Below are 24,020 nucleotides of genomic sequence, written 5' to 3'. Positions count from 1 at the left end.
CAAAGGTGTTTCCGCCGGGCGCGCAGGTGCGCGACCGCCGAAGTCTGCCTGCCAGAGCGCTGACCGTCGGTCAGTGCTCTCCGATGGCTGCCCCGTCGCGATCCGCGTCCAACGGATCGACGATCTCGCCCTGCGCGGTCAGCGTGCCCTGCGCCAGCCGGATCACCTTCGGGGTGACCGGCGGCTCCAGGTCGGCCACCACGCGGAGGCCGGAAAGGACGTCATCGGGCCGTACGGACGGGGTGACCTGCCGCACGACCAGTTCGAGTATCGCACATGGCGCCGCCGCCGCCCCGGAAGGCGTCTCAGACGACGTCGCCGCATCGATGGCGATCACCGCAGCGCGGGCGTCGAACGTCCGCCGGCCCTGCTTGGTCATCCGCTCGACCTGGATCTCCTCCGCGGCGGTGAACGCCGCCACGGCCGCGCCGAGCACGCTCGGCTCCACCTCGGGCAGCTCGATCCGCCAGCGCGACGCCTCGATCCGGTCGGCCAGGCTGCCGCCGGTGGCCTCGACCGCGTCGAGCACGTCGAGCCCGGGTGAGAGCGCGGCGTCCAGGGCGGTCCGCAGCGCCGCCGGATCGACCGGCTCCCGCAGCCCGATCTCGAGGTATTCGGCCTCACTGGCCACGCCGGTCGGCGCCGCGGAGGCGTAGGAGATCTTCGGGTGCGGGGTGAAACCCTGGGAGAAGGCGATCGGTACGCCGGCCCGGCGCAACGCGCGCTCGAAGGCCCGGGCGAAGTCCCGGTGCGAGGTGAACCGCAGCGGCCCCCGCTTGGCGTACCGGATGCGGACCCGCTGGACGACGGGGGCCTGGCCGCCCTCGGGTTGAGGCTTTCTGGCGATCGTGAACTCCTCGGCTGTGCCTGCGTGTCCGCCCCATCCTGGCGCAGCCCCGGCCGCACCCCGCGACCGGGGCCACCACACCCCGGGTCAAACCCCCCCGAACCCTCCCACCCCCGCCCCCCGGCGTCCGGCCTCCGGCGTCCGGCCTCCGTCCCCCACTCCCGGCGTCGATCATGAGGTTGGCGGCGAAGTGGATCTCCATTGGTGCCGTCAACCTCATGATCGACGCGGGAGGGGTGGGCGGGAGGTGGGGTGGGGTGGGGGCGGGGTGCGGGGTGCGGGGGTCAGCGGGGGGTGTCCGGCGGGGTGGGGCCGGGGGCGGCGGGCGGTGGGGCCCACGGGTTCTGGCCGGGTGGGAACTGCTGCCCGTGAGCCGGCTGCGGGTGGGCGTCCGGACCCGGCTGGGCGTAGGGGCCAGGCCGGGGGTACTGCCCGGGCTGAGGGTGGGTGCCCGGAGCGGAGTGGGTGCCGGGCAGGGCGTAGCCGGCCGACGGGGCGGCCGGGTGACCGGCCGGGACCGGCGGGCCGTGCCCGCCGCCGCCCATCCGGTCGAGCACCTCGTCCGGAATGTCACCCGCCCGGGCCAGCTCACGACGGTGCCGGCGCCGGTTCCAGATCAGGAACCCCACCAGTGCCAGCAGCACCACCAGCGCCACCGCGATGCCGATCCCGACGACCATCACCTGCTGGTCGGTGGGTCCGCCGCGGTCGCCGTACTTGGTCACGTCGAAGTTGTCGTCCTCGGCCGCGGCCGGTGGCGCGGCCGCGCTGGGCGCGGCCGCGGCGGCGCCGAGCAACGGGTTCGCCGACACCGACGGGACGTCGGCGGTCAGCGCCGCCACCGGGTCGATCCGACCGAACCCGAACCGCGGATCGCGGCCGGGCGGGCCGGCGTCCCGCGCGGTACGGATGATCCGGTTGATCACGTCGGGCGCGGAGAGCTTCGGGTACTTCGACCGGATCAGCGCCGCGACGCCGGCCACGATGGCGCTGGAGTCGGAGGTGCCGTCGCCCCAGCCGTAACCCCGGTCCCGGCCGATGTTGTAGACCTCGTCCCCGGGCGCGGCGATCACCGCCTCCGGGCCCTGCGCCGAGCCGTTCCAGAAGCCGCCGCCCTGGCTGGTGCCGGTCACCGCGATCACGCCGGGGTACCGGGCCGGCGCGGTGACATCCGGGCCGAGCTGCCTGACGTTGCCGACCGCGGAAACGACGACCACGTCATGGTCCAGGGCGTACTGGACCGCGGCCTGCTCATTCTCGTCGGAGGCTCCGGCGTGCCCGTAGGACAGGTTGATCACCTTCGCGCCGCCGTCGACGGCCATCCGGATGCCGGTCGCGGAGTCCTCAACGGTGAACGAGTCGCCGGGCGGCTTGCGGATGGGCAGGATCCGAGCGTCCGGCGCGATGCCGTCCACTCCGGCGCCGTTGGCCGCGATGATCCCGGCCATGTGGGTGCCGTGGCCGTCCGGATCGCGCCGGCCGTCGCCGGTGTCGCGGGTGCTCGCCCCGCGCAGCACCCGGCCGCGCAGGTCCGGGTGGCCGGCGTCGACGCCGGTGTCCACCACCCCGACCACCACACCCCGACCGGTGGAGATCTGGTGCGCCCGGTCGATCCGCAGCTCGTCCAGGTACCACTGCTCGGCCCGGCGCGGCGCGGCGGCCGCCGGCTGGGCGGCCCCCAGCACCATCAGACCGGCCAGCACCCCGGCCGCCACCGGCCGGAGCGCGCCGACGTTGACCCTCATCCGCCCGTCCTCATCGCAGGATGCCCGGGGTCGCGCCGTCACCGGCGCCCCACGGATCGTCGTCCTCGGTCAACCACGACGAGTGCTCGCCACCGCCGCCACCGTGCCCGGCGCCGCCGTGCCCGCCCATCATGCCGCCGCCCATCATCCCGGCGCCGGCCGTGCCGCCGCGGGCGCCGCCCGCGCCCATGCCGCCCGCGCCGGTGGCGCTGCGCAACGCGTTGGCCGCGCTGGTCAGCGGCGGGACCTTGCCGTTGCCGCCGCCCACCATGCCGGGCAGCGCGCCCACACCCATCCCGCCGGCCGCGCCGAGGCCGCCGCCACCGATGCCGCCGGCGGAGCCGAGACCGGCCCCACCGCCGCCGAAGCCGCCACCGGCACCGCCGCTCAGCCCGCCACCGGCGCCGCCGAAGCCGCTGCCCGGGCCGCCGGCCGTGATGGTGCCCGGACCGCCCGCGCCGGCCAGGCCGGTGCCGTAGTCGTGGTCGCCGGAGCCCGGGTAGCCACTGCCGGAACCGGGAATGCCGCCGGTGACCGGCGGGGTGTACGAGCCGGAACCACCGCCGAGGTCGGAGCCGCCGCCGATGGTCGGCGGGGGCGTGAACGAGCCGCCACCACCTCCGCCGCCGGCGCCACCGCCGATGCCGGTGCTGCCGAGCGAGGGCATCTTGCCGCCGGCACCGCCGCCACCACCACCTCCACCACCGGGCAGGCCGGTGTCCGGCACTCCGGACGGGGGAACCCGGGTGTCCGGACGGTAGCCGTCCGAGTGGCCCCCGGGATCGGGTACGGCCAGCTTGGGGCGCTCGGTCTCCACGGCGACCGGCAGGGGCGACATCGCCTTGTTGGCCGCCTCCTGGTTGTCCCGGTACCAGTTGTCCAGATGCGACTTCGTGTCCCACCAGCCGCCACGTTTCTGGTCGCCGGCGTTGCCGTCGACCTTCATGGTGGCTTCCAGGTCGTCGGCCTTGTCGCGGAACGCGCCGTCGGCGTAGAGCGCCTGGTTGGCCTGGTAGTCCTTACGCAGCGCGGCGAGGAAACCGGACTGGCTCTCGCCGTCGCGGGCGTCGTCCAGCTCGGTGCCGCCGGGCAGGCTCCACTCGTTCCAGCCGAAGTCGTCCATCAACGGGATCGGGATGCTGGCCACCGCGGTGCGGATGTCGCCCTCGATCCGCGACAGCGCGCCGCTGACGCCGCTGGCGTGCGTGATCAGCTCCTCGATGTCCTTGCCGATGGTGGTCAGGTGCTCGCGGTAGGCGTCGCCGCCGCTGCCCTTCCACCCGGCCAGCAGGCCGGGCAGCCCGCCGCTGTGCGGGCGCTCCTGACCGGGCGCGATCGGGCCGACGAACGAGCGCCCGACCAGCGAGTCGCGCAGGTAGCCGAGCGCGGTGGAGAGATTGCTCCAGCCCGCCCCCACGGACCCGACGGTCTCCGGGTCCGCCGACAGCGTCACCTCACGGACGCAGCGCTCCCAGGTGCCTCCTGCCATGACCGTCTCCCCCTCAGGCCGTGTACGGGTAGGTGGGCTGCTGCCCGGCCTCCGGCGGCGGCGCCGCGGACTCCAGCAACCGCTCGATCTGCTTGCCGTTGGCGGCGTTGCGGGCCTCCGCGTCGCGGAACGCCTTCGCGATGTCCTCGGTGCCCTGCTTGAGGCCGGCCAACTTGCGGGAGATGTCCTTCAGGTGGGCCTCCATGTTGGCCGTGGACTTCGTCAGCGCCGCCCACTGCATCCGGGCGTCCTCGTACGCGCCGAACGGCGTGCCGTTGGCGACCGTCTGGGCGTTCGTGCCGTCGCCCTTCATCCGCTCCTTGATGCGCTCCATCTCGTAGCCGATGGTGTCGTCGACGTACTGCTTGAGGCGCTCGACGTATTCCGCGGCGGCGTCCAGGTCCTCGACGCTGACGTGCAGATCGCCGGTGTCCGGCGGCGTGATGCCCATGCTGCTGTCCTCCCCGCTACCGGCCCCCGGCCGGTCCAATACGGACGCAGCGTATCGAGGATGCACCACTGCGGGCACCCCCACCCCGGGGCGGCGCGCGGTTGCCGCGAAAGACGACGGAGCGCGGGAACCCCGAGGGGTTCCCGCGCTCCGCGGTGGTTCGGCGCCGTCAGCCCTGCGCGGCGGCGGGCTGCTTCAACCCGCCGACCGGCGTCAGCGGCAGCAGCTTCCGGCCGGTCGGGCCGATCTGGATCTCGGTGTCCATGGACGGGCAGACGCCACAGTCGAAGCAGGGCGTCCAGCGGCAGTCGTCCTGCTCGTACTCGGACAGCGAGTCCTGCCAGTCCTGCCAGAGCCAGTCCTTGTCCAGGCCGGAGTCGAGGTGGTCCCAGGGCAGGACCTCCAGCTCCTCGCGCTCGCGGGTGGTGTACCAGTCGAGGTCCACCCCGTACGCCGGCAGCACCTCGGTCGCGGCGTCGACCCAGCGCTGGTAGGAGAAGTGCTCGCTCCAGCCGTCGAACCGGCCGCCGTTCTCCCAGACCCTGCGGATAACCGCGCCGACCCGGCGGTCGCCCCGGGACAGCAGGCCCTCGATCAGCGACGGCTCACCGTCGTGGTAGCGGAAGCCGATCGCCCGGCCCAGCGACCGGTCGCTGTTGATGGCCTGCTTGAGCAGCTTGAGCCGGCCGTCGATGACCTCCGGCCGCTCCATCGAGGCCCACTGGAACGGGGTGTGCGGCTTCGGCACGAACCCGCCGATGGAGACCGTGCAGCGGATGTCCTTGGACCCGGTCGCGGCCCGGCCGGCCCGGATCACCTCGTGCGCCATGTCGGCGATCTCCAGGACGTCCTCGTCGGTCTCGGTGGGCAGGCCGCACATGAAGTAGAGCTTCACCTGCCGCCAGCCGTTGGAGTACGCGGTGACCACCGTACGGATGAGGTCTTCCTTCGACACCATCTTGTTGATCACCTTGCGGATCCGCTCCGACCCGCCCTCCGGGGCGAAGGTCAGGCCGGTCCGGCGCCCGTTGCGGGACAGCTCCTGGGCCAGGTCGATGTTGAACGCGTCCACCCGGGTCGAGGGCAGCGACAGCGAGACGTTGGTGCCGGCGTACTGCTCGGCCAGGCCGGAGCACATGTCGCCGATCTCGGAGTGGTCGGCCGACGACAGCGACAGCAGGCCGACCTCGTGGAAGCCGGAGAACTCCAGCCCCTGCTGCACCATCTGGCCGACGGTGGTGATCGACCGCTCCCGCACCGGGCGGGTGATCATGCCGGCCTGGCAGAACCGGCAGCCCCGGGTGCAGCCCCGGAAGATCTCCACCGCGTACCGCTCGTGGACCGTCTCGGCGAGCGGGACCAGGGGCTTCTTCGGGTACGGCCAGGCGTCCAGGTCCATTGTCGTGCGCTTGTGCACCCGGAACGGCACGTCCGGGCGGTTCGGCACGACCCGCTGGATCCGGCCGTCGGGCAGGTAGTCGACGTCGTAGAAGCGCGGGACGTAGACGCTCTCGGTGCGGGCCAGCCGCAGCAGCAGCTCGTCCCGGCCACCCGGGGAGCCCTCGGCCTTCCACTCCCGGACGATGGTGGTGATCTCCAGCACCGCCTCCTCGCCGTCGCCGAGCACAGCGGCGTCGACGAAGTCGGCGATCGGCTCCGGGTTGAACGCGGCGTGCCCGCCGGCGACGATCACCGGGTCGGCGTCGGTGCGGTCGGCGGCGAGCAGCGGGATGCCGGCCAGGTCGATCGCGGTGAGCAGGTTGGTGTAGCCCAGCTCGGTGGAGAACGAGACACCGAACACGTCGAAGTCGCGCACCGGCCGGTGGGCGTCGACGGTGAACTGCGGCACGCCGTGGGCGCGCATCAGCTTCTCCAGGTCCGGCCAGACCGCGTACGTCCGCTCGGCCAGCACGTCGGGCAGCTCGTTGAGCACCTCGTAGAGGATCTGCACGCCCTGGTTGGGCAGGCCCACCTCGTACGCGTCCGGGTACATCAGCGCCCAGCGCACGGTCGCCGCGTCCCAGTCCTTGACCACCGCGCCCAGCTCCCCACCCACGTACTGGATGGGTTTGGTCACCTGCGGCAGCAGCGGCTCCAGCCGGGGCCAGACCGAGTTGTCGGCGGTGGGACGTGGGGTCGTGGACGGGGCACTCATGATGCCCAAGGGTACGCGGTCCCCCGCCCCGACCTCCCCCACCGCCACCCTTCCCCCACCCCACGCCCGTTGATCAAGGAGTTGGCGCGCCGATCCGCGCTCCCGGCCCACGCGAACTCCTTGGTCACCGGCGGGAGCGGAAGCGGGGGCGAGGGTCGGGGGTGGGCGGGGATTCGGCGGAGGTGGCGGGGCGGTACTAACCTCGCAACGGGCGCGAGAGGAGATTGCCGCGATGTCGCAGCCGCAGCCGGGGGCGGGCCGGCCGGCCGACGGGACCGAGGAACGGGTCGTCGCCGAGCCGCCGTCGCCCGTGCCGAAGCAGGTCGACGCCGAGGGCTCCGCCGAGGCCGCCGGCCAGCTCGCCGACCCCGCCCCGGACAGGTCGGCGCCGGAGCGCGACGCGCCGGGCTCGGAGCCGCCGACGGACGGGGACAGCGACCCGAACGCCGCCACCGCACCCCCGGCCGACACCGCACCGCCGGACCCGAACGCCACCCCTGAGCTGCCCGACCCGGACGACACCGCCCGTCCGGGTCCGCAGGACACCGGCCGCCCCGACCCGGACGACGCCGCCCCGCCGGGAGCGGCCGACGCCGCCGAGGCGCCCGCGGTATCGGACGACCCCGTCGCCGCGCCGCGGGGGACGGACGCCGACGACACCCCGCCCGCGCCGGCCGGACGCGCCCGGGGCTCCGCCGCCGTGCCGGGCCGCGCCGCGCCGACCCCGTCGGCCCCCGACCCGACCCGGGTCGAGGACGCGCCGGCCCCCACCCGCGCCGAGGACGCGCCGGACCGGACGAAGGTCGAGCACGGGCCGAACCCCACCCGGGTCGAGACCGCGCCCCGCTGGAGCGGCTCCGCCGCGGTCCCGCCCCCGCCGGCCCGGCGGCGTGCCTGGGGCGAGTCGGCCGAGCCCACGCCGGTGCCGCCGGTCGAGTCCCCCGAGCACGCCACCCCGGTCGACCCGTGGGCGGGCGTGGACACCACCGGCTGGGACCTGCACTCGGTCGAGCTTCCGGCGTTGCCGCCGACGCTGCCCTACACCGCGCCCTGGCCGGCCCACCCGGCGCCGCCGCACCCGGCCGCCGCCCACCCGGGGCCGCCGCCGCACCCGACCGCCGCCCGACCGGTGTCACCGCCCGCGCACACCCCGCCGTACCCGGGTCCGCCGGCCGCCCGGCCGGTGTCACCGCCGGCGCACACCCCGCCGCCGGCCCCGGTCGCCCCGCCGCGGCCACCGAAGCAGACGCGCCCGCCGAAACAGCGCCGGGGCAGGACCCCGCCGCCGGTGGCGCCGCCGCCGGGCTGGCAGGCCCCCAAGGGGTACGTGCCGGTGCCGGTACGCCGGCGGCGTCGCTGGCCCTGGCTGTTGCTGCTCTCCGTGGCGTGCTGCTGCGGCGTGCCGCTGTGGTGGGCCCAGCCGCTGTCCAGCCAGTACCCGGCCAGCGCCAGCCTCCCCGACCAGCTCGACTCGATGCGGTTGCGCCAGGACCAGGGCAGCCAGGCGGCGGCCGAGGACCTGAAGAGCCGGGTACGCCAGGCGGACTGGCTCGCCGAGGACACGTTCGCCGGCATCTACACCACGAACGACGGCAAGCGGGTGACGCTGTTCGGCAGCACCGGCTTCCGGTTCACCCCGGAGTCCGACGCCGAGGCCGAGCTGAAGCGCCTCGCCGGCGACTACGACCTGCAACCCTCGGTGACCGTGGACACCGGTGTACGCGGCCGGCACGAGCGCTGCGCGGTGGGCCGGGCGGACGGCGACGCGGTGGTGGTGTGCACCTCGGTCGACCACGGCAGCCTCACCACCGGCGTGTTCACCCGACTGTCGGTGGACGACAGCGGCCGGCTCCTCGACGAGCTGCGCCAGCGGGTCGTGGTCCCGAAGCAGTCCTGAGCGTCTCGCTCAGGCGGCCGCCTCACCCGGCGTCTGCTCGCTGCGCTTCGGGGCGTAGCGCGGGACGTACTCCTGGCCGGTGAGCTTCTGGATCTCCGACATCATCTCGTCGGTCATGGCGCGCAGTGAGGTGCGGTCGTCCGGCCGGCCGGTGAAGTCCAGCGGCTTGCCGAACCTGATGGTGATCTTGGCGCGACCGGGCCGGGGCACCCGCGTGCCGATGGGCTGGGCCTTGTCGGTGCCGGTCACGCCGACCGGGATGATCGGCACTCCGGCGGCCACCGCGAGCCGGGCCGCGCCGGTACGGCCGCGGTAGAGCCGCCCGTCCGGCGAGCGCGTGCCCTCCGGGTAGACGGCGACCAGGTCGCCGGCCTTGAGCACCGGGATCGCCGCGTCGAACGCGGACAACGCGGCCCGCCCGCCGGCCCGCTCGACCGGGATGGCGCCGAGCCCGGTCAGCACGAACTTGGAGAAGCCGCCCTTGATCCCGGTGCCGTTGAAGTACTCCGACTTGGCCCAGAACGCCAGGTGCCGGGGGACCACCGTGCCGAGGAGCAGCTCGTCGGCGACGGAGAGGTGGTTGCCCGCGAAGATCGCCCCGCCGGTCGCCGGGATGTGCTCCAACCCCTCCACGTGCGGACGGAAGGCCAACCGGAGCGCGGGCGCCACGGTGAGCTTGCCGATGGTGTAGAGCAGGGGCACGGGTCCTCCGGCGGTCGTACGTGAGACAGGCGCTGTCACGGTAGCCGACGCTGCCACCCCCGGCCGAGCGGGTGGCCCGCAGTCCACCCGCCGGTGCACGTGTTAGGAAGGGGCCCTTCCTATACCGAAAGCGTTAAGAAGGGCCCCTTCCTTACATCTCACACGCGGCGGACGCTCACCACCACGCGCTCACCGTCGCCCGCCTCGCCGACGAAGCCCTCGAGCCCGTCGGCGAAGTCGACGGTGTCGGCCAGCACTTCCCGGGCCACGAACCCGGTGTACGCGGCGACCGCCGCGCGCACCTCCTCGGAGGCCGAGACGGCCACCGCGATCCGGTCCGAGACGTCCAGGTCGGCGTCCCGCCGGGCCTGCTGCACCACCCGGACCACGTCCCGGGCCAGACCCTCGGCGGCCAGCTCCGGGGTGACCTCGGTGTCCAGCACCACCACGCCCTCACCGCCGGGCAGCGGCGCCGAGTGCTCCGCGTCGGCGGCGACCAGGCGCAGCTCGTACTCGCCCTCGGCCAGGGTGACCCCGGCGGCCACCGGAGCGCCGTCACGCAGCTCCCAGTCCCCCGCCTTGACCGCCTTGATCACCTGCTGGACCGCCTTGCCGACGCGCGGGCCGAGCGCCCGCGGCACCACGGTCAGCACCTGCTGGCAGTAGGCGTCCAGGTCGTCGGCGAGCACGACCTCCTTGACGTTGACCTCGTCGGCGACCAGGTCGGCGAAGGGCCGCAGCTGGGCGGCGACGGGCGACGCCACAGTGAGCTTCGCCAGCGGCAGCCGCACCCGCAGGCCCTTGGCCTTGCGCAGGGACAGCGCCGCGGAGGCGACCGCCCGCACGTTGTCCATCGCCGAGACCAGCTCGTGGTCGGCCGGGAACTCCTCGGCGGACGGCCAGTCGGTCAGGTGCACCGACCGCTCGCCGGTCAGCCCACGCCAGATCTCCTCGGCGGTCAGCGGCGCCAGCGGCGCCACCACCCGGCAGAGCGTCTCCAGCACGGTCCAGAGCGTGTCGAACGCGTCCGCGTCGCCGGCCCAGAACCGGTCCCGCGAGCGGCGCACGTACCAGTTGGTCAGCGCGTCCAGGTAGGACCGCACGGTCGCGCAGGCGCCGGAGATGTCGTACGCGTCCATCTGCGCGCCGACGGTCGCCACCAGCTCGTTCGTCTTCGCCAGCACGTACCGGTCGAGCACGTTCGCCGAGTCGGTGCGACGACGCGCGGTGTGGCCGTCGGCGTTGGCGTAGAGCGAGAAGAAGTACCAGACGTTCCACAGCGGCAGGAGCACCTGCCGCACCGCGTCCCGGATCAGCGTCTCGGTCACCGCCATGTCCCCGCCGCGCAGCACCGGCGAGGACATCAGCATCCAGCGCATCGCGTCCGACCCGTAGGAGTCGAACACGTGGTAGACGTCCGGATAGTTGCGCAGGCTCTTGGACATCTTGCGCCCGTCCGAGCCGAGCAGGATGCCGTGGCTCAGGCAGTTGCGGAACGCCGGCCGGTCGAACAGCGCGGTGGCCAGCACGTGCATGGTGTAGAACCAGCCGCGGGTCTGCCCGATGTACTCGACGATGAAGTCACCCGGGTAGTGGTGCTCGAACCACTCGCGGTTCTCGAACGGGTAGTGCACCTGGGCGAACGGCATCGAGCCGGACTCGAACCAGCAGTCCAGCACCTCCGGCACCCGGCGCATCATCGACCGGCCCGTCGGGTCGTCCGGGTTGGGGCGGACCAGGTCGTCCACCGCCGGCCGGTGCAGGTCGGTCAGGCGTACGCCGAAGTCCCGCTCGATGTCGGCGAGCGAGCCGTACACGTCCACGCGCGGGTAGTTCGGGTCGTCCGACTTCCACACCGGGATCGGCGAGCCCCAGAACCGGTTCCGGCTGATCGACCAGTCCCGGGCGTTGGCCAGCCACTTGCCGAACGAGCCGTCCTTGATGTGCCCCGGCGTCCAGTTGATCTGCTGGTTCAGCTCGACCATCCGGTCCCGGAACGACGTCACCGCGACGAACCACGACGACACCGCCTTGTAGACCAGCGGGGTGTCGCAGCGCCAGCAGTGCGGGTACGAGTGGGTGTAGACGTCCTGCCGCAGCACCACCCCCCGCTCCTTCAGCTCCCGGATCACCGGCTTGTTCACGTCGAAGACCTGCTCGCCCTGGTACGGCGGCACCAGCGCGGTGAACCGGGTGTGGTCGTCCACCGTGACCACGGTGGGGATGCCGGCGGCGTTGCAGGTGTTCTGGTCGTCCTCGCCGAAGGCGGGGGCCAGGTGGACGATCCCGGTGCCGTCCTCGGTGGTCACGAAGTCCGCGCCGAGCACCTGGTAGGCGTTCGGCCCGGCCGGCTCGACCAGGAAGTCGTACAGCGGCGTGTAGCGGCGTCCGACCAGGTCGCGGCCGTACACGGTGCCGACCTGCTCGTATCCCTCCAACTCCTTGGCGTACGCGCCGAGGCGGGCGGCGCCGACGACGTAGCGGTCGCCGTCGCGCTCCAGCACCGCGTACTCGATGTCCGGGCCGACGGCGAGCGCCAGGTTCGACGGCAGCGTCCACGGCGTGGTGGTCCAGACGCCGAGCTTGACCGGCCCGCGCAGCGGCTCCGGCGCGGTCTCGTCGGCGGTCAGCTCGAACCAGACGGTGAGCGTCGGGTCGTGCCGGTCCCGGTAGACGTCGTCCATCCGGGTCTCGGTGTTGGACAGCGGGGTCTCGCACCGCCAGCAGTACGCGAGCACCCGGAAGCCCTCGTAGACCAGGCCCTTGTCGTGCAGGGTCTTGAAGGCCCACATGACGCTTTCCATGTAGTCCAGGTCGAGCGTCTTGTAGTCGTTGGCGAAGTCGACCCAGCGGGCCTGGCGGGTGACGTACCGCTCCCAGTCGTGGGTGAACTCCAGCACCGACGTGCGGCAGGCGTCGTTGAACCGGGCCACGCCGAGGTCCAGGATCTCGGCCTTGCTGGTGATGCCGAGCTGCTTCTCGGCCACCACCTCGGCCGGCAGCCCGTGGCAGTCCCAGCCGAAGCGGCGCTCGACGTGCCGCCCGCGCATGGTCTGGTAGCGCGGCACCACGTCCTTGACGTAGCCGGTGAACAGGTGGCCGTAGTGCGGCAGGCCGTTGGCGAACGGCGGGCCGTCGTAGAAGACGTACTCGTTCTTGCCGTCGGCCCCGGCGGGGCGGGCTTCCACGGACGCTTCGAAGGTCTTGTCGGCGGTCCAGTGCTCCAGCACCCGGCGCTCGACCGCGGGCAGGTCCGGGCTCGCCGGGACGCCGGCGCCGGTCGGGTCGTGCAACGGATAGGCCATCGGGGGTCGCTCTCCTCGCGCAGCTCACTCGTCGGTGGGTCTGCGAGGACGAACCGTCCGGGGTACGCCTGGAACGGCGCTCCCGGGTGGTCCGCGGTACCACCCCGCTTGGCGGTCAGGATCGACCGCCCGCTCATCGGTCGGCTGTGACGGGCCGTCCCGTCCGGTTCTACTGGGCCGGTTGCCCGGCTGTTCTTCCGGAGGCTCACCGGTGATGGCCGGGTCGTCGCCTGTGCGCCCAAGCTTACCCGCCCCGCCCCCCGCTCCGCCTCCGAGTAAGGAGGGGGCCCTTCTTATCGCCCACGCGATAGGAAGGGGCCCCTCCTCACACTCAGCGGCGGGTGGGCGCCGGCAGCGTGGTGCTCCAGAGGGAGGCGCCGGCGCGGTCGCGCAGGTGCACGGTCAACGCGCCCGACTCCCCGTCGATGTCGACCTCGCCGAAGTGCTGGAAGCCCTCCGCCGGCGAGGTGTTCGCGGCCGGCGGGGCGTGCACGAAGACGGCCTTCGGGCCGAAGGTACCGTCCAGCGCGTTCGGGCCGAACGCCCCGGCGTGCGCCGGGCCGGAGACGAACTCCCAGAACGGGCTGAAGTCGCCCACCGCCGCGCGGGCCGGGTCGTAGTGGTGGGCGGCGGTGTAGTGCACGTCGGCGGTGAGGAAGACCAGGCCGGTCACCCCGGCCCGGTGGGCCGCGCGCAGCACCTCGGCGAACTCCAGCTCACGGCCGGCCGGCGCGCCCGGGTCGCCCTGGGCCACCCCCTCCTGCGCGCCCGGGCCGTCCGGCACCACCACACCGATCGGCAGGTCGTTGGCGATCACCTTCCAGGTCGCCCGGGACGCGCGCAGTTCCCGGACCAGCCACTCCCGCTGGGCCCGGCCGAGCAGGCCGCGCTCCGGGTCGGCGTACGTGTTGCCGTCGTTCGGGTCCTTCCAGGTGCGCATGTCCAGCACGAAGACGTCCAGCAGCGGCCCGTACGACAGGCGTCGGTACAGCGGCCCGCCGGCCGGCGTCGGCAGCCACTCGTGGAACGCCTGCCGGGCCCGGGCGGCGAGCACGTCCACCCGCTTCTCGGTGTACCGGTCGTCGACCAGGATCTCCCCCGGGTACCAGTTGTTGACCACCTCGTGGTCGTCCCACTGGTTGATCTGGGGCACCTGGGCGGCGAAGGCCCGCAGGTGCTCGTCGAGCAGGTTGTAGGCGAACTGTCCCCGGTACTCCGCCAGCGTCTCGGCGACCTTGCTCTTCTCCGGCGTCACCAGGTTGCGCCAGAGCCGCCCGTCGGGCAGCGTGACGCGCTCGGCGAGCGGGCCGTCGGCGTACACCGTGTCCCCGCTGCACAGGAAGAAGTCGGGGCGCCGCTCGCGCATGGCCCGGAAGATCGCCAGGCCGTCGAAGTCCGGGCTGATCCCCCAGCCCTGCCCGACGATGTCACCGGTCCAGACGAACCGCACGTCCCGCCGCTGGTGCCGCCCGGGGGCGGTGGCGAACGAGCCGGTCAGCGGCTCGCTGCACACGCCGTGCCGGTCCAGGCTCTCCACCCGTACCCGGTAGTGCAGCCGCTCGCCCGCCGGCAGGCCGCGCAGCCGGATCCGGCCGGTGAAGTCGCCGTCCGGGTCGACCACCGGGCCGCGCACCAGCCGTGCGCCGCGCAGGTCGGGCCGGCGGCTGACCTCGACGAGCATCCGGCCGGGCCGGTCCGCCCGGGTCCAGACCAGCGCCGAGTCGGCGGTCACGTCGCCGCTCTGCACGCCGTGGGTGAGCGACGGCCGCCCGCTCGGCCGCCACGCCGGGGCGGCCGGCGCGCCGGCTCCGCCGAGCAGCGCCCCGCCGGCGGCCCCCGCCCCGGCGACCAGTCCGGCGCGGAGCAGCGTACGTCGGTCGATGTGCGTCATGGGTCCTCCCGGTCTCGACGAACTCGCCAGACCGGTCTACCGACCCGACATGGCCGGGGACGTGGCCCGAGGTGACCGGCACCTCAACGACGGCTGTCCAGACCCCGGCATGAGCGGCGTCACACCGCGTCACACCCGGCCGGCCGTGGACCGTCCTGTCCGCGTACCCGAATTTCTGAGGAGGCGGCGATGAGCCGGATCGACATGGCGGCGGTGGCGCCGGAGGCGTACCGGGCCGTGCTGGGGCTGGAGAAGTACGTCCGGGCGAACGTGGACCACACGGTGCTGGAGCTGGTCAAGCTCCGGGCGTCGATGCTCAACGGCTGCGCGTTCTGCGTGGACATGCACAGCCGGGAGGCGTTGGAGGCCGGGGAGAACAGCCGGCGGCTGTTCGCCGTCGCGGCGTGGCGGGAGGCGCCGTTCTTCGACGAGCGGGAGCGGACCGCGCTGGCCCTCACCGAGTCGGTGACCCGGCTGGGCGACCACGGCGTGCCGGACGACGTCTGGGACGCCGCGGCGAAGGTCTGGTCGGAGAAGGAACTCGCGGACCTGGTGACGGCGATCGCCACCATCAACGTGTGGAACCGGGTCTCGGTGACCTGCCGGACCCAGCCGCCGGCGCTGGACTGACGCCGGACGTGCCACGGCCCCGGTCCGCGAGGTGCGGGCCGGGGCCGTCGGCGGTTCCGGTCAGCCCAGCTCGGGGAACCAGAGGGCGATCTCGCGCTTGGCGCTGTCGGTCGAGTCGGAGGCGTGCACCAGGTTCTCCCGGTTCGACAGCGACAGGTCGCCGCGGATGGTGCCGGCGGCGGCCTTGCGGCCGTCGGTGCTGCCGATCATCCCGCGCACCACGTCGATCACCTGGTCGCCGGAGAGCACCAGCGCCACCAGCGGGCCACCGGTCATGAACGTCTTCAGCGGCGGGTAGAACGGCTTGTCGACGTGCTCGGCGTAGTGCTGGTCGGCGAAGTCGCCGTCCATGGTCCGGCTCACCATCGCGTCGATCCGCAGGCCCTTGCGCTCGAAACGGGACAGGATCTCGCCCACCAGACCACGGCGCACCGCGTCGGGCTTGATCAGTACGAGCGTCCGCTCGTCCGGGCTGCTGCTGGACACGCTGGTTTCCTCCTGCGCACTCAAACGGGGTCGGGCTGGGTACGGTCAGCGTAGCGACCCGGTCCCGGCGCCGGCGCGGCGGCTGCGTCTTCCCTGGCCCGCCGCGGCGGCCTAGCCTGGCCCTGGAACCCCTGGGAGGTCCACTGTGGCGAATGGCGGGAACCGCACGATCGCGCCGGTACGCAAACTGATCGGCGCGGTGCTCGGCACCGTGGCCACCTTCGTGACCGTGTTCGGTCTCGGCATGACCAGCTGGGCGATCGTGGCCCTCGGCGTCGCGCTGCTGGTGCTGGCGATCGCCCTGGCCACGGTGCGTGGCGGCGGCCGCACCTGGGTGGTCGGCCTGGGGCACGTGCACAGCGCCTCCGAACCACCCACCCAGTACGCGTTCGGGCGCTGCGAGCTGCAACTGGTGATCGACGCCCCCGGGCTGCCGCCCCGCTCCAAGAAGATCATCGAGCCCCGGGTGCCGGTCGCCAAGTGGCCCTCGCTGGGCCAGGCGCTGCCGGTCCGGGTGGCCCTCGACGACCAGCGGCACGTGCGGGTGCTCTGGGACGAGGTGCCGACCCACGCGGAGACGGCCGCCGCGGTCGCCGACCTCCCGCCCGAGTACGCCGGCCCGGACCCGCTCGACGAGCCGCTCATCGCGCAGGAGGCGCCGCCGTGGGCCGGGCGCGCCCCGGAGGACGAGTTCCGCGACGACTACCCACCCGCGCCGGACCCGTTCCTGGACGACGTCCCGCCCCGCCCGGAGGACCGCGAGCCGGTGGTGGTGCACCAGCGCCCCGGCGGCCCGGTCGTGCTGGAGGGGCAGCTGGTCGAGCCGGCCGCCGCCAATCCGCTCCCCCGCCGCGCCCCGGCGCCCCGCGCGCCGGCCGAGGAGCGCGACACCGTGCCGGTCGGCACCGTGCCGGTCGACCCGATCGACGTCCCGCTGGACGCGCCGGACGAGCCGTCGGACCCGACCGCGCGGGCCGACGCCCCGCCCACGGCCGAGGAGCTGGACGAGGCCATCTTCGGTCCGTCCGCCGACCCGGAGCCGGACGAGCTGGCCAGCCCGATCAGCGGCGTCGGCATCACGCTGCTCGTCACCGACCTGGACCGGTCCCTCGACTTCTATCGCGAGCTGGGCTTCGACGAGCTGGACCGGGGCGAGGGCAACGCCGTGCTCTCCTCCGGGCCGACCCGGCTGGTGCTGCGTCGGGTGACCGGCGCCGCCCCGATCAGCCGCCGGCTGGTGCACGTCAACCTGGAGGTCGACGACATCCAGGCGGCGTACGAGCGGCTGCGTGAGTCCGGGGTGCGGTTCACCTACGCCCCACGTGTGGTCAACCGGGGCACCAAGCTGGAGGTGTGGGCGGCGGCCTTCCGCGACCCGGACGGTCACGGCGTGGCGCTCACCCAGTGGCGCACCCTCACCGAACCCAAGGAAGGGCCCCTTCTTAACGCCTGAGCGATAGGAAGGGCCCCCTCCTAACGGGAAGCGGACCGCGGACGGCGCTCAGCCGAGGATGACCCGCCGGACGTGCAGCGCGTACGCCCACACCAGCGCGAAGATCACACCGAGCGCGAACAGCGACCAGTGCAGCAGCCCGGAGAGCAGCAGCAGTCCCTGGAGCACGGTCCCGGCGTGCCACGCCCAGGGACGGCGCATCATGCCGGCCAGCACCACGCAGGCCACCGCCAGCGCGACGATGACGCCGATCGCCGCGCCGCCCAGGTCGCCGCCGACCACCCGGATCGGCTGGATGGCGAGCAGCAGCACCAACGCCTCCAACGAGAGCGTGCCGGCGCCCAGCCCGCGTACCGCCTTGTCCGGGTTGCGCAGGCCGGAGCGGCGCCCGCCCTCCGGCGTCGGCCCGCCGGGCTGCTCCGGACCGGCCGGCTGCGCCCCGGCGCCCGGCCGGGACGAACGCCGCGCGTCCGGGCCGGACGGCCCCGGCTCGGCGTCCGGGTGCCGCTGCGGGTCCGTCATCGCTTGAGCAGCCGGCGGGCGTCGGCCACGGTCACCACCGATCCGGTGACCAGCACGCCCACCCCGGACAGTTCGCCCGGCACGTCGGACTCGGCCTCCGCCACGGCCGCCTCGATGGCGTCGGGCATCTCCCGGGCCACCTGGACCCGGTCCGGCCCGAAGACCTCCCGGGCCAGTTCGGCCAGCTCGTCGACCGGCATGGCCCGGGGCGAGCTGTTCTCCGCCACCACGACCGAGTCGAGCACCGGTTCGAGCAGTTCGAGCAGGCTCGCGGCGTCCTTGTCGCCGAGCACCGCCAGCACGCCGACGAGCTTGCTGAACGCGAACTCCTCCTGCACCGCGGCGACCGTCGCGGCCATCCCGTGCGGGTTGTGGGCGCCGTCGAGCAGCACCGTCGGCGCGGTGCGGACCCGCTCCAGGCGGCCCGGCGAGCTGGTCGCGGCGAAGCCCTCGCGGACCGCCTCGATGTCCAACTGCCGCCGCGCCCCGGCGCCGAGGAACGCCTCCACCGCGGCCAGCGCCACGGCGGCGTTCTGCGCCTGGTGCGCCCCGTGCAGCGGGATGAAGATCTCCTCGTATACCCCGCCCAGGCCCTGGATGGTCAACACCTGGCCACCGACGGCGACCGCCCGGCGCAGCACCCCGAACTCGGCGCCCTCGCGGGCGACGGTGGCGTTGACCTCGGCGCAGCGTTCCAGGATCGGCCGGGCCGCCTCCTCCTCCTGCGCCGCCGCGATCACCGTGGCGCCGGCGTGGATGATGCCCGCCTTGTGCAGCGCGATGTCCTCGATCGTGTCGCCGAGCCACTCGGTGTGGTCCAGCCCGATCGGGGTGATCACGGCGACACCGGCCTGGATCACGTTGGTCGCGTCCTCCGCGCCGCCGAGCCCGACCTCCACCACCGCGACGTCGACCGGGGCGTCGGCGAACGTGGCGAACGCCAGCGCGGTGGTCATGTCGAAGTAGGTCAGCGGCTCGGCGGACCGCTGGTCGACCAGCTCGGCCAGGGGCGCGATCTCGCGGTACGTGGCCACGAACCGCTCCTCGCTCACCGGCTCGCCGTCCAGGCTGATCCGCTCCCGGACGGTCTCCAGGTGCGGGCTGGTGTAGCGGCCGGTGTGCAACCCGAACGCCCGCAGCAGCGAGTCGATCATCCGGGCCGTCGAGGTCTTGCCGTTGGTGCCGGTCAGGTGGATCGACGGGTAGGCCCGCTGCGGGCTGCCGAGCAGGTCGAGCAGGCTCTCGATCTTCTCCAGCTCGAAGTGCATCCGGGTGAAGCCGCGCGCGTTGAGCGCGGCCTCCACCTCGGCGAACGCGGCGTGGTCGGCACGGTCGCTCATGAGGGCAGCGCCTCCAGGGCGGCGTCGATCCGGACCAGGTCCGCCTCGGCCACCGCCAGTCGCTCACGGATCTTCGCCACCACCGGCTCGGGCGCCTTGCCGACGAAGGCCGGATTGTCCAGCTTCGCCCGCGCCTGGGTGGCCTCCTTCTCGGCCGCCGCCCGGTCCTTGGTGAGCCGGGCACGCTCGGCGGCCACGTCGATCGAGCCACGGGTGTCCAGCGCGACGCTCACCGCGCCGGGCATCGCCAGCGTGGCGCTGGCCTGGAAGTCGTCGCCGGGCGCGTCGAGCCGGGCCAGCGAGCGGACCAGCGGCTCGTGCGCCGCGATGCCCGCGCCGGCCAGGCCGTCGAGCCGCGCGGCGACCCGCTGGGTCGGGCGCAGGCCCTGGTCCGACCGGAACCGGCGGACCTCGGTCACCACCCGCTGGAGGGTGCCGACCTCGCCCTCCGCGGCGTCGTCGACCAGGGTACGGTCGGCGACCGGCCAGGCCGACGTCAACACCGTCTCGCCGCCGTTGAGCGCGACCCACAGCTCGTCGGTGACGAACGGGATCACCGGGTGCAGCAGCCGCAGGAGCTGGTCCAGCACGTGCCCGAGCACCCGGCGGGTGGCGTCCGCCGCCGGGCCGCCCTCGGCGAGCACCGGCTTGCTCAGCTCCACGTACCAGTCGCAGACGTCGTCCCAGGCGAAGTGGTAGAGCAGGTCGCAGACCTTCGCGAACTCGTACGCCTCGAACTGCTCGTCCACCTCGGCGGTGACGTGCGCCAGCCGGGACAGGATCCACCGGTCGACGGTGGAGAGGTCAGCGGCGGCCGGCAGCGGCCCGTCGGTGTGCGCCCCGTTGAGCAGAGCGAACCGGGTCGCGTTCCAGAGCTTGTTGCAGAAGTTGCGGGAGCCCTGGCACCACTCCTCGCTGACCGGCACGTCCTGGCCGGGGTTGGCGCCGCGGGCCAGCGTGAACCGGGTGGCGTCGGCGCCGAACCGGTCGATCCAGTCCAGCGGGTCGACCACGTTGCCGAACGACTTCGACATCTTCTTGCCGTGCTCGTCGCGCACCATGCCGTGCAGCGCCACCACGTCGAACGGCTGCACGCCGTCCATCGCGTACAGGCCGAACATCATCATCCGGGCGACCCAGAAGAACAGGATGTCGTAGCCGGTGACCAGCACGCTGGTCGGATAGAACTTCGCCAGGTCCGGAGTGTGCTCCGGCCAGCCGAGGGTGGAGAACGGCCAGAGACCGCTGGAGAACCAGGTGTCCAGCACGTCCTCGTCCTGCCGCCAGCCCTCGCCGGTCGGCGGCGTCTCGTCCGGGCCGACGCAGACGATCTCGCCGGCCGGGCCGTACCAGACCGGGATGCGGTGGCCCCACCACAGCTGGCGGGAGATGCACCAGTCGTGCATGTTGTCGACCCAGGCGAAGTAGCGCTTGGCCAGCTCAGCCGGCTCGATCTTCACCCGACCGTCGCGCACCGCGTCGCCGGCGGCCTTGGCCAGCGGACCGGTGTTGACGAACCACTGCAGCGACAGCCGCGGCTCGACCGTCGTCTTGCACCGCGAGCAGTGCCCCACCGCGTGCAGGTACGGCCGCTTCTCGGCCACGATCCGGCCCTGCTCGCGCAGCGCCGCCACGATCGCCGGCCGGGCCTCGTACCGGTCCAGGCCCTCGAACGGACCGGGCGCGGTGATGACACCGCGCTCGTCCATGATCGTCAGCGAGGGCAGGTCGTGCCGCTGGCCGATCTCGAAATCGTTCGGGTCGTGCGCCGGGGTCACCTTGACCATGCCGGTGCCGAACGCGGGGTCGACGTGCTCGTCGGCGACGATCGGGATGCGCCGGTCGGTGAGCGGCAGGGCCACCTCGGTGCCGATCAGGTGCCGGTAGCGCTCGTCGTCCGGGTGCACCGCGACCGCGGTGTCGCCGAGCATCGTCTCGGCCCGGGTGGTGGCCACCACGACCTCGTCGCCGTAGCGGATCGAGATCAGCTCGCCCTCGTCGTCGGTGTGCTCGACCTCGATGTCGGAGAGCGCGGTGAGGCAGCGCGGGCACCAGTTGATGATCCGGTTGGCCCGGTAGATCAGGCCGTCGTCGAAGAGCTTCTTGAACATGGTCTGCACGGCCCGGGAGAGGCCCTCGTCCATGGTGAAGCGCTCGCGGTCCCAGTCGACCGCGTCGCCGAGCCGGCGCATCTGGCCCAGGATCGCGCCACCGGACTCGGCCTTCCACTGCCAGACCCGCTCGACGAACTTCTCCCGCCCCAGGTCGTGCCGGGACAGCCCCTCACCGGCGAGCTGCCGCTCGACCAGGTTCTGCGTGGCGATGCCGGCGTGGTCCATGCCGGGCAGCCACAGGGCCTCGTATCCCTGCATCTTCTTGCGCCGGGTGAGCGCGTCCATCAGCGTGTGCTCGAACGCGTGGCCCATGTGCAGCGACCCGGTGACGTTCGGCGGCGGGATGACGATCGTGAACGGCGGCTTGTCGCTGCTCGCCGACGCCCGGAAGTGCCCGCCGGCTACCCACTGCTCGTACCGTCGCTGCTCTACCTCGCCGGGCTGGTACTGGCCGGCAAGGGTCGGGGCGTCGGGGCGGTGGGCATCCAGTCTCTCGGTCACCCTGAAAGTCTACGGAGCGCTTTCGGAGACCTGACGTGCGCCACCGGTGATTCGCGTACGGTGGCGGGCATGTCCGACGCGCATCTCACCGAGCGTCCGGTCGACGGGGGTCACGGTCCGGTCGAACTGACCGAGGAGCCGATCCAGCTGAGCCGCCGCGACCCCGCGCTGGAGCCCGAACGGCGACCCGTGTCACGGCGCCGGAAGATCGTGCTGGCCGCCCTGCTGGCGGCCGGCCTCGCCGGCGCCGGCGCCCTCGGGCTGGGCGGATGGCGGGTGGTCCAGGAGAAGGACACCCGGCTGACCCCGCCGGCCGACGTGGCGCGCCTCACCCGTGACGACAGCGACCGGGCCCGCAGCACCGCCGACTACCTGCGCGACGGGTTCGCCGCCGACATCGAGCTGGATCGCAGCTTCGGCGCGGTCTACACCGACCCGGCCGACGCCAAGCGGTCGGTGCTGCTCTTCGGCGGCACCACCCTGCTCTGGCAACCCGAACGGGACCTGGACACGCTCTTCGGCCTGATGGCCGACGAGACCGGCAAGGTCGCCGGGCTGCGTGAGGTGGACGCGGGCCGGCTGGGCGGCGTGATGAAGTGCGGTACGACCAGCGGCGACGGCGGCGACTTCGCGGTGTGCGGCTGGGCCGACCACGGCAGCGTGGTGATGGGGATGTTCCCCGGCCGAGCGGTGGACGACTCCGCGGCGCTGTTCCGCCGGCTCCGCGAGGGCATCCAGACCCGGTGACCCGGGAAGGTCGGGCCGGCTCACCGGCAGCCCGACCTCTCGCGGGGCCGTCTCCCCACTTCGGAGGTCGCGCTATCGGTGCCGGTGCCCGGAAATGCGTCAGGGCCACCCCGTGAGGGGTGGCCCTGAGCTGAAGATTGTCCGGCGGTGTCCTACTCTCCCACACCCTCCCGAGTGCAGTACCATCGGCGCTGGAGGGCTTAGCTTCCGGGTTCGGAATGTTGCCGGGCGTTTCCCCTCCGCCATGACCGCCGTAACTCTATGAACATGTCAACCAACCCACCGGGTGGTGTTTGTTCAGAGTTGCACAGTGGACGCGTAGCAGCTTGGTAGTCAAGTCCTCGGCCTATTAGTACCGGTCAACTGAACCCGTTACCGGGCTTACATTTCCGGCCTATCAACCCAGTCGTCTAGCTGGGGGCCTTACCCCACAAATGTGGGTGGGATACCTCATCTTGAAGCGAGCTTCCCGCTTAGATGCTTTCAGCGGTTATCCCTTCCGAACGTAGCTAACCAGCCGTGCCCCTGGCGGGACAACTGGCACACCAGAGGTTCGTCCGTCCCGGTCCTCTCGTACTAGGGACAGCCCTTCTCAAGTATCCTACGCGCACGGCGGATAGGGACCGAACTGTCTCACGACGTTCTAAACCCAGCTCGCGTACCGCTTTAATGGGCGAACAGCCCAACCCTTGGGACCTGCTACAGCCCCAGGATGCGACGAGCCGACATCGAGGTGCCAAACCATCCCGTCGATATGGACTCTTGGGGAAGATCAGCCTGTTATCCCCGGGGTACCTTTTATCCGTTGAGCGACACCGCTTCCACATGCCAGTGCCGGATCACTAGTCCCGACTTTCGTCCCTGCTCGACCTGTCAGTCTCACAGTCAAGCTCCCTTGTGCACTTGCACTCAACACCTGATTGCCAACCAGGCTGAGGGAACCTTTGGGCGCCTCCGTTACCCTTTAGGAGGCAACCGCCCCAGTTAAACTACCCACCAGACACTGTCCCTGAACCGGATAACGGTCCGAAGTTAGATACCCAAATCAACCAGAGTGGTATTTCAAGATTGCCTCCACCCATACTGGCGTATGGACTTCACCGGCTCCCACCTATCCTACACAAGCTAATTCAGATACCAATGTCAAGCTATAGTAAAGGTCCCGGGGTCTTTCCGTCCTGCCGCGCGTAACGAGCATCTTTACTCGTAATGCAATTTCGCCGGGCCTGTGGTTGAGACAGTGGGGAAGTCGTTACGCCATTCGTGCAGGTCGGAACTTACCCGACAAGGAATTTCGCTACCTTAGGATGGTTATAGTTACCACCGCCGTTTACTGGCGCTTAAGTTCTCCGCTTCGCCCCGAAGAGCTAACAGGTCCCCTTAACGTTCCAGCACCGGGCAGGCGTCAGTCCATATACATCGAATTACTTCTTCGCATGGACCTGTGTTTTTAGTAAACAGTCGCTTCCCCCTGCTCTCTGCGGCCATACAACGCTCCACCCGCGCGGGGCTTCACGTCTCCGGCCCCCCTTCTCCCTAAGTTACGGGGGCAATTTGCCGAGTTCCTTAACCACAGTTCGCCCGATCGCCTCGGTATTCTCTACCTGACCACCTGTGTCGGTTTGGGGTACGGGCCGCTAAGAACTCGCTAGAGGCTTTTCTCGGCAGCATAGGATCACTGACTTCACCTGAATCGGCTCGGCATCACGTCTCAGCCTATGTGCACCGCGGATTTGCCTACGGTA

The 24,020-nt window shown here is 72.3% G+C and carries 16 protein-coding genes and 2 rRNA genes (1 of these 18 only partly in view); 4 read left to right on the top strand and 14 right to left on the bottom strand.

Annotation, left to right across the window (positions count from 1 at the left end):
• Positions 1-70: 70 nt before the first annotated feature.
• The 5 genes from GA0070622_RS09235 to GA0070622_RS09215 all read right to left on the bottom strand — a co-directional run bounded on the left by GA0070622_RS09235 (position 71) and on the right by GA0070622_RS09215 (position 6,687).
• Entirely contained in the window at positions 71-790 is a 720-nt protein-coding gene (locus tag GA0070622_RS09235; protein WP_091577067.1) for a TIGR03936 family radical SAM-associated protein, read from the bottom strand.
• Positions 791-1,131: 341 nt separating this feature from the next.
• Positions 1,132-2,592 carry a type VII secretion-associated serine protease mycosin gene (gene mycP, locus GA0070622_RS09230; RefSeq protein ID WP_091571898.1) on the bottom strand — a complete coding sequence of 487 codons (1,461 nt, stop codon included), beginning with the start codon at positions 2,590-2,592 and terminating at the stop codon, positions 1,132-1,134.
• A 10-nt stretch (positions 2,593-2,602) separates the two neighbouring features.
• A complete protein-coding gene (locus GA0070622_RS09225; RefSeq protein WP_091571895.1) occupies positions 2,603-4,081 on the bottom strand; it encodes a hypothetical protein in 1,479 nt (492 codons plus the stop codon).
• 13 nt (positions 4,082-4,094) lie between these two features.
• Positions 4,095-4,532 carry a hypothetical protein gene (locus GA0070622_RS09220; RefSeq protein WP_091571890.1) on the bottom strand — a complete coding sequence of 146 codons (438 nt, stop codon included), beginning with the start codon at positions 4,530-4,532 and terminating at the stop codon, positions 4,095-4,097.
• A 169-nt stretch (positions 4,533-4,701) separates the two neighbouring features.
• Positions 4,702-6,687, bottom strand: coding sequence for a TIGR03960 family B12-binding radical SAM protein (locus GA0070622_RS09215; protein WP_091571887.1), 1,986 nt, complete (start codon positions 6,685-6,687; stop codon positions 4,702-4,704).
• 232 nt (positions 6,688-6,919) lie between these two features.
• Here GA0070622_RS09215 and GA0070622_RS33435 point away from each other — a divergent pair, with 232 nt between their 5' ends.
• The gene (locus GA0070622_RS33435; protein ID WP_091571882.1) at positions 6,920-8,584 is read left to right on the top strand and encodes a hypothetical protein; all 1,665 of its coding nucleotides are present in this window, start codon (positions 6,920-6,922) and stop codon (positions 8,582-8,584) included.
• A gap of 9 nt (positions 8,585-8,593) precedes the next feature.
• Here GA0070622_RS33435 and GA0070622_RS09205 read toward each other — a convergent pair whose 3' ends face one another.
• The 3 genes from GA0070622_RS09205 to GA0070622_RS09195 form a co-directional block, all read right to left on the bottom strand.
• Positions 8,594-9,286 (bottom strand): lysophospholipid acyltransferase family protein, encoded by a 693-nt coding sequence (locus GA0070622_RS09205; protein WP_091571880.1) that lies wholly within the window; start codon positions 9,284-9,286, stop codon positions 8,594-8,596.
• A gap of 158 nt (positions 9,287-9,444) precedes the next feature.
• A complete protein-coding gene (ileS, locus tag GA0070622_RS09200; protein ID WP_091571876.1) occupies positions 9,445-12,591 on the bottom strand; it encodes an isoleucine--tRNA ligase in 3,147 nt (1,048 codons plus the stop codon).
• A gap of 331 nt (positions 12,592-12,922) precedes the next feature.
• Positions 12,923-14,482, bottom strand: a complete 1,560-nt coding sequence (locus GA0070622_RS09195) for an alkaline phosphatase D family protein (RefSeq protein WP_091571873.1) — start codon at positions 14,480-14,482, stop codon at positions 12,923-12,925.
• Positions 14,483-14,671: 189 nt separating this feature from the next.
• Here GA0070622_RS09195 and GA0070622_RS09190 point away from each other — a divergent pair, with 189 nt between their 5' ends.
• Complete coding sequence (locus GA0070622_RS09190) at positions 14,672-15,112, top strand: carboxymuconolactone decarboxylase family protein (RefSeq protein ID WP_091571870.1); 441 nt, start codon at positions 14,672-14,674, stop codon at positions 15,110-15,112.
• Between the two features lie 60 nt (positions 15,113-15,172).
• On the opposite strand, the gene ndk is transcribed toward GA0070622_RS09190, so the two are convergent.
• Positions 15,173-15,598 carry a nucleoside-diphosphate kinase gene (gene ndk / locus GA0070622_RS09185; protein ID WP_091571867.1) on the bottom strand — a complete coding sequence of 142 codons (426 nt, stop codon included), beginning with the start codon at positions 15,596-15,598 and terminating at the stop codon, positions 15,173-15,175.
• Positions 15,599-15,743: 145 nt separating this feature from the next.
• On the opposite strand from ndk, the gene GA0070622_RS09180 reads away from it, so the two are divergent.
• Positions 15,744-17,051, top strand: a complete 1,308-nt coding sequence (locus tag GA0070622_RS09180; protein WP_091571863.1) for a VOC family protein — start codon at positions 15,744-15,746, stop codon at positions 17,049-17,051.
• 48 nt (positions 17,052-17,099) lie between these two features.
• Here GA0070622_RS09180 and GA0070622_RS09175 read toward each other — a convergent pair whose 3' ends face one another.
• Genes GA0070622_RS09175 through GA0070622_RS09165 form a run of 3 tightly spaced genes read right to left on the bottom strand, consistent with a single transcriptional unit; the run spans position 17,100 to position 21,528 of the window.
• Positions 17,100-17,573, bottom strand: coding sequence for a DUF4233 domain-containing protein (locus tag GA0070622_RS09175; RefSeq protein WP_091571859.1), 474 nt, complete (start codon positions 17,571-17,573; stop codon positions 17,100-17,102).
• Entirely contained in the window at positions 17,570-18,913 is a 1,344-nt protein-coding gene (locus GA0070622_RS09170) for a bifunctional folylpolyglutamate synthase/dihydrofolate synthase (protein ID WP_091571855.1), read from the bottom strand. The genes GA0070622_RS09175 and GA0070622_RS09170 overlap by 4 nt, the downstream gene beginning before the upstream one ends.
• Entirely contained in the window at positions 18,910-21,528 is a 2,619-nt protein-coding gene (locus GA0070622_RS09165) for a valine--tRNA ligase (RefSeq protein WP_091571850.1), read from the bottom strand. Before GA0070622_RS09165 ends, GA0070622_RS09170 begins: the two co-directional genes overlap by 4 nt.
• A 69-nt stretch (positions 21,529-21,597) precedes the next feature.
• On the opposite strand from GA0070622_RS09165, the gene GA0070622_RS09160 reads away from it, so the two are divergent.
• Complete coding sequence (locus GA0070622_RS09160; RefSeq protein WP_091571848.1) at positions 21,598-22,275, top strand: hypothetical protein; 678 nt, start codon at positions 21,598-21,600, stop codon at positions 22,273-22,275.
• A 139-nt stretch (positions 22,276-22,414) separates the two neighbouring features.
• Here the strand turns inward: GA0070622_RS09160 and rrf are convergent.
• Positions 22,415-22,531, bottom strand: a 5S ribosomal RNA gene (rrf, locus tag GA0070622_RS09155).
• Between the two features lie 73 nt (positions 22,532-22,604).
• A 23S ribosomal RNA gene (locus GA0070622_RS09150) occupies positions 22,605-24,020 on the bottom strand (it continues 1,694 nt past the right edge of the window).

This window comes from Micromonospora sediminicola, assembly GCF_900089585.1.
Classification (GTDB): domain Bacteria; phylum Actinomycetota; class Actinomycetes; order Mycobacteriales; family Micromonosporaceae; genus Micromonospora; species Micromonospora sediminicola.
The sequence above is the reverse complement of the archived record's forward strand: the minus strand, read 5'-3'. Positions and strand labels throughout refer to the sequence as shown.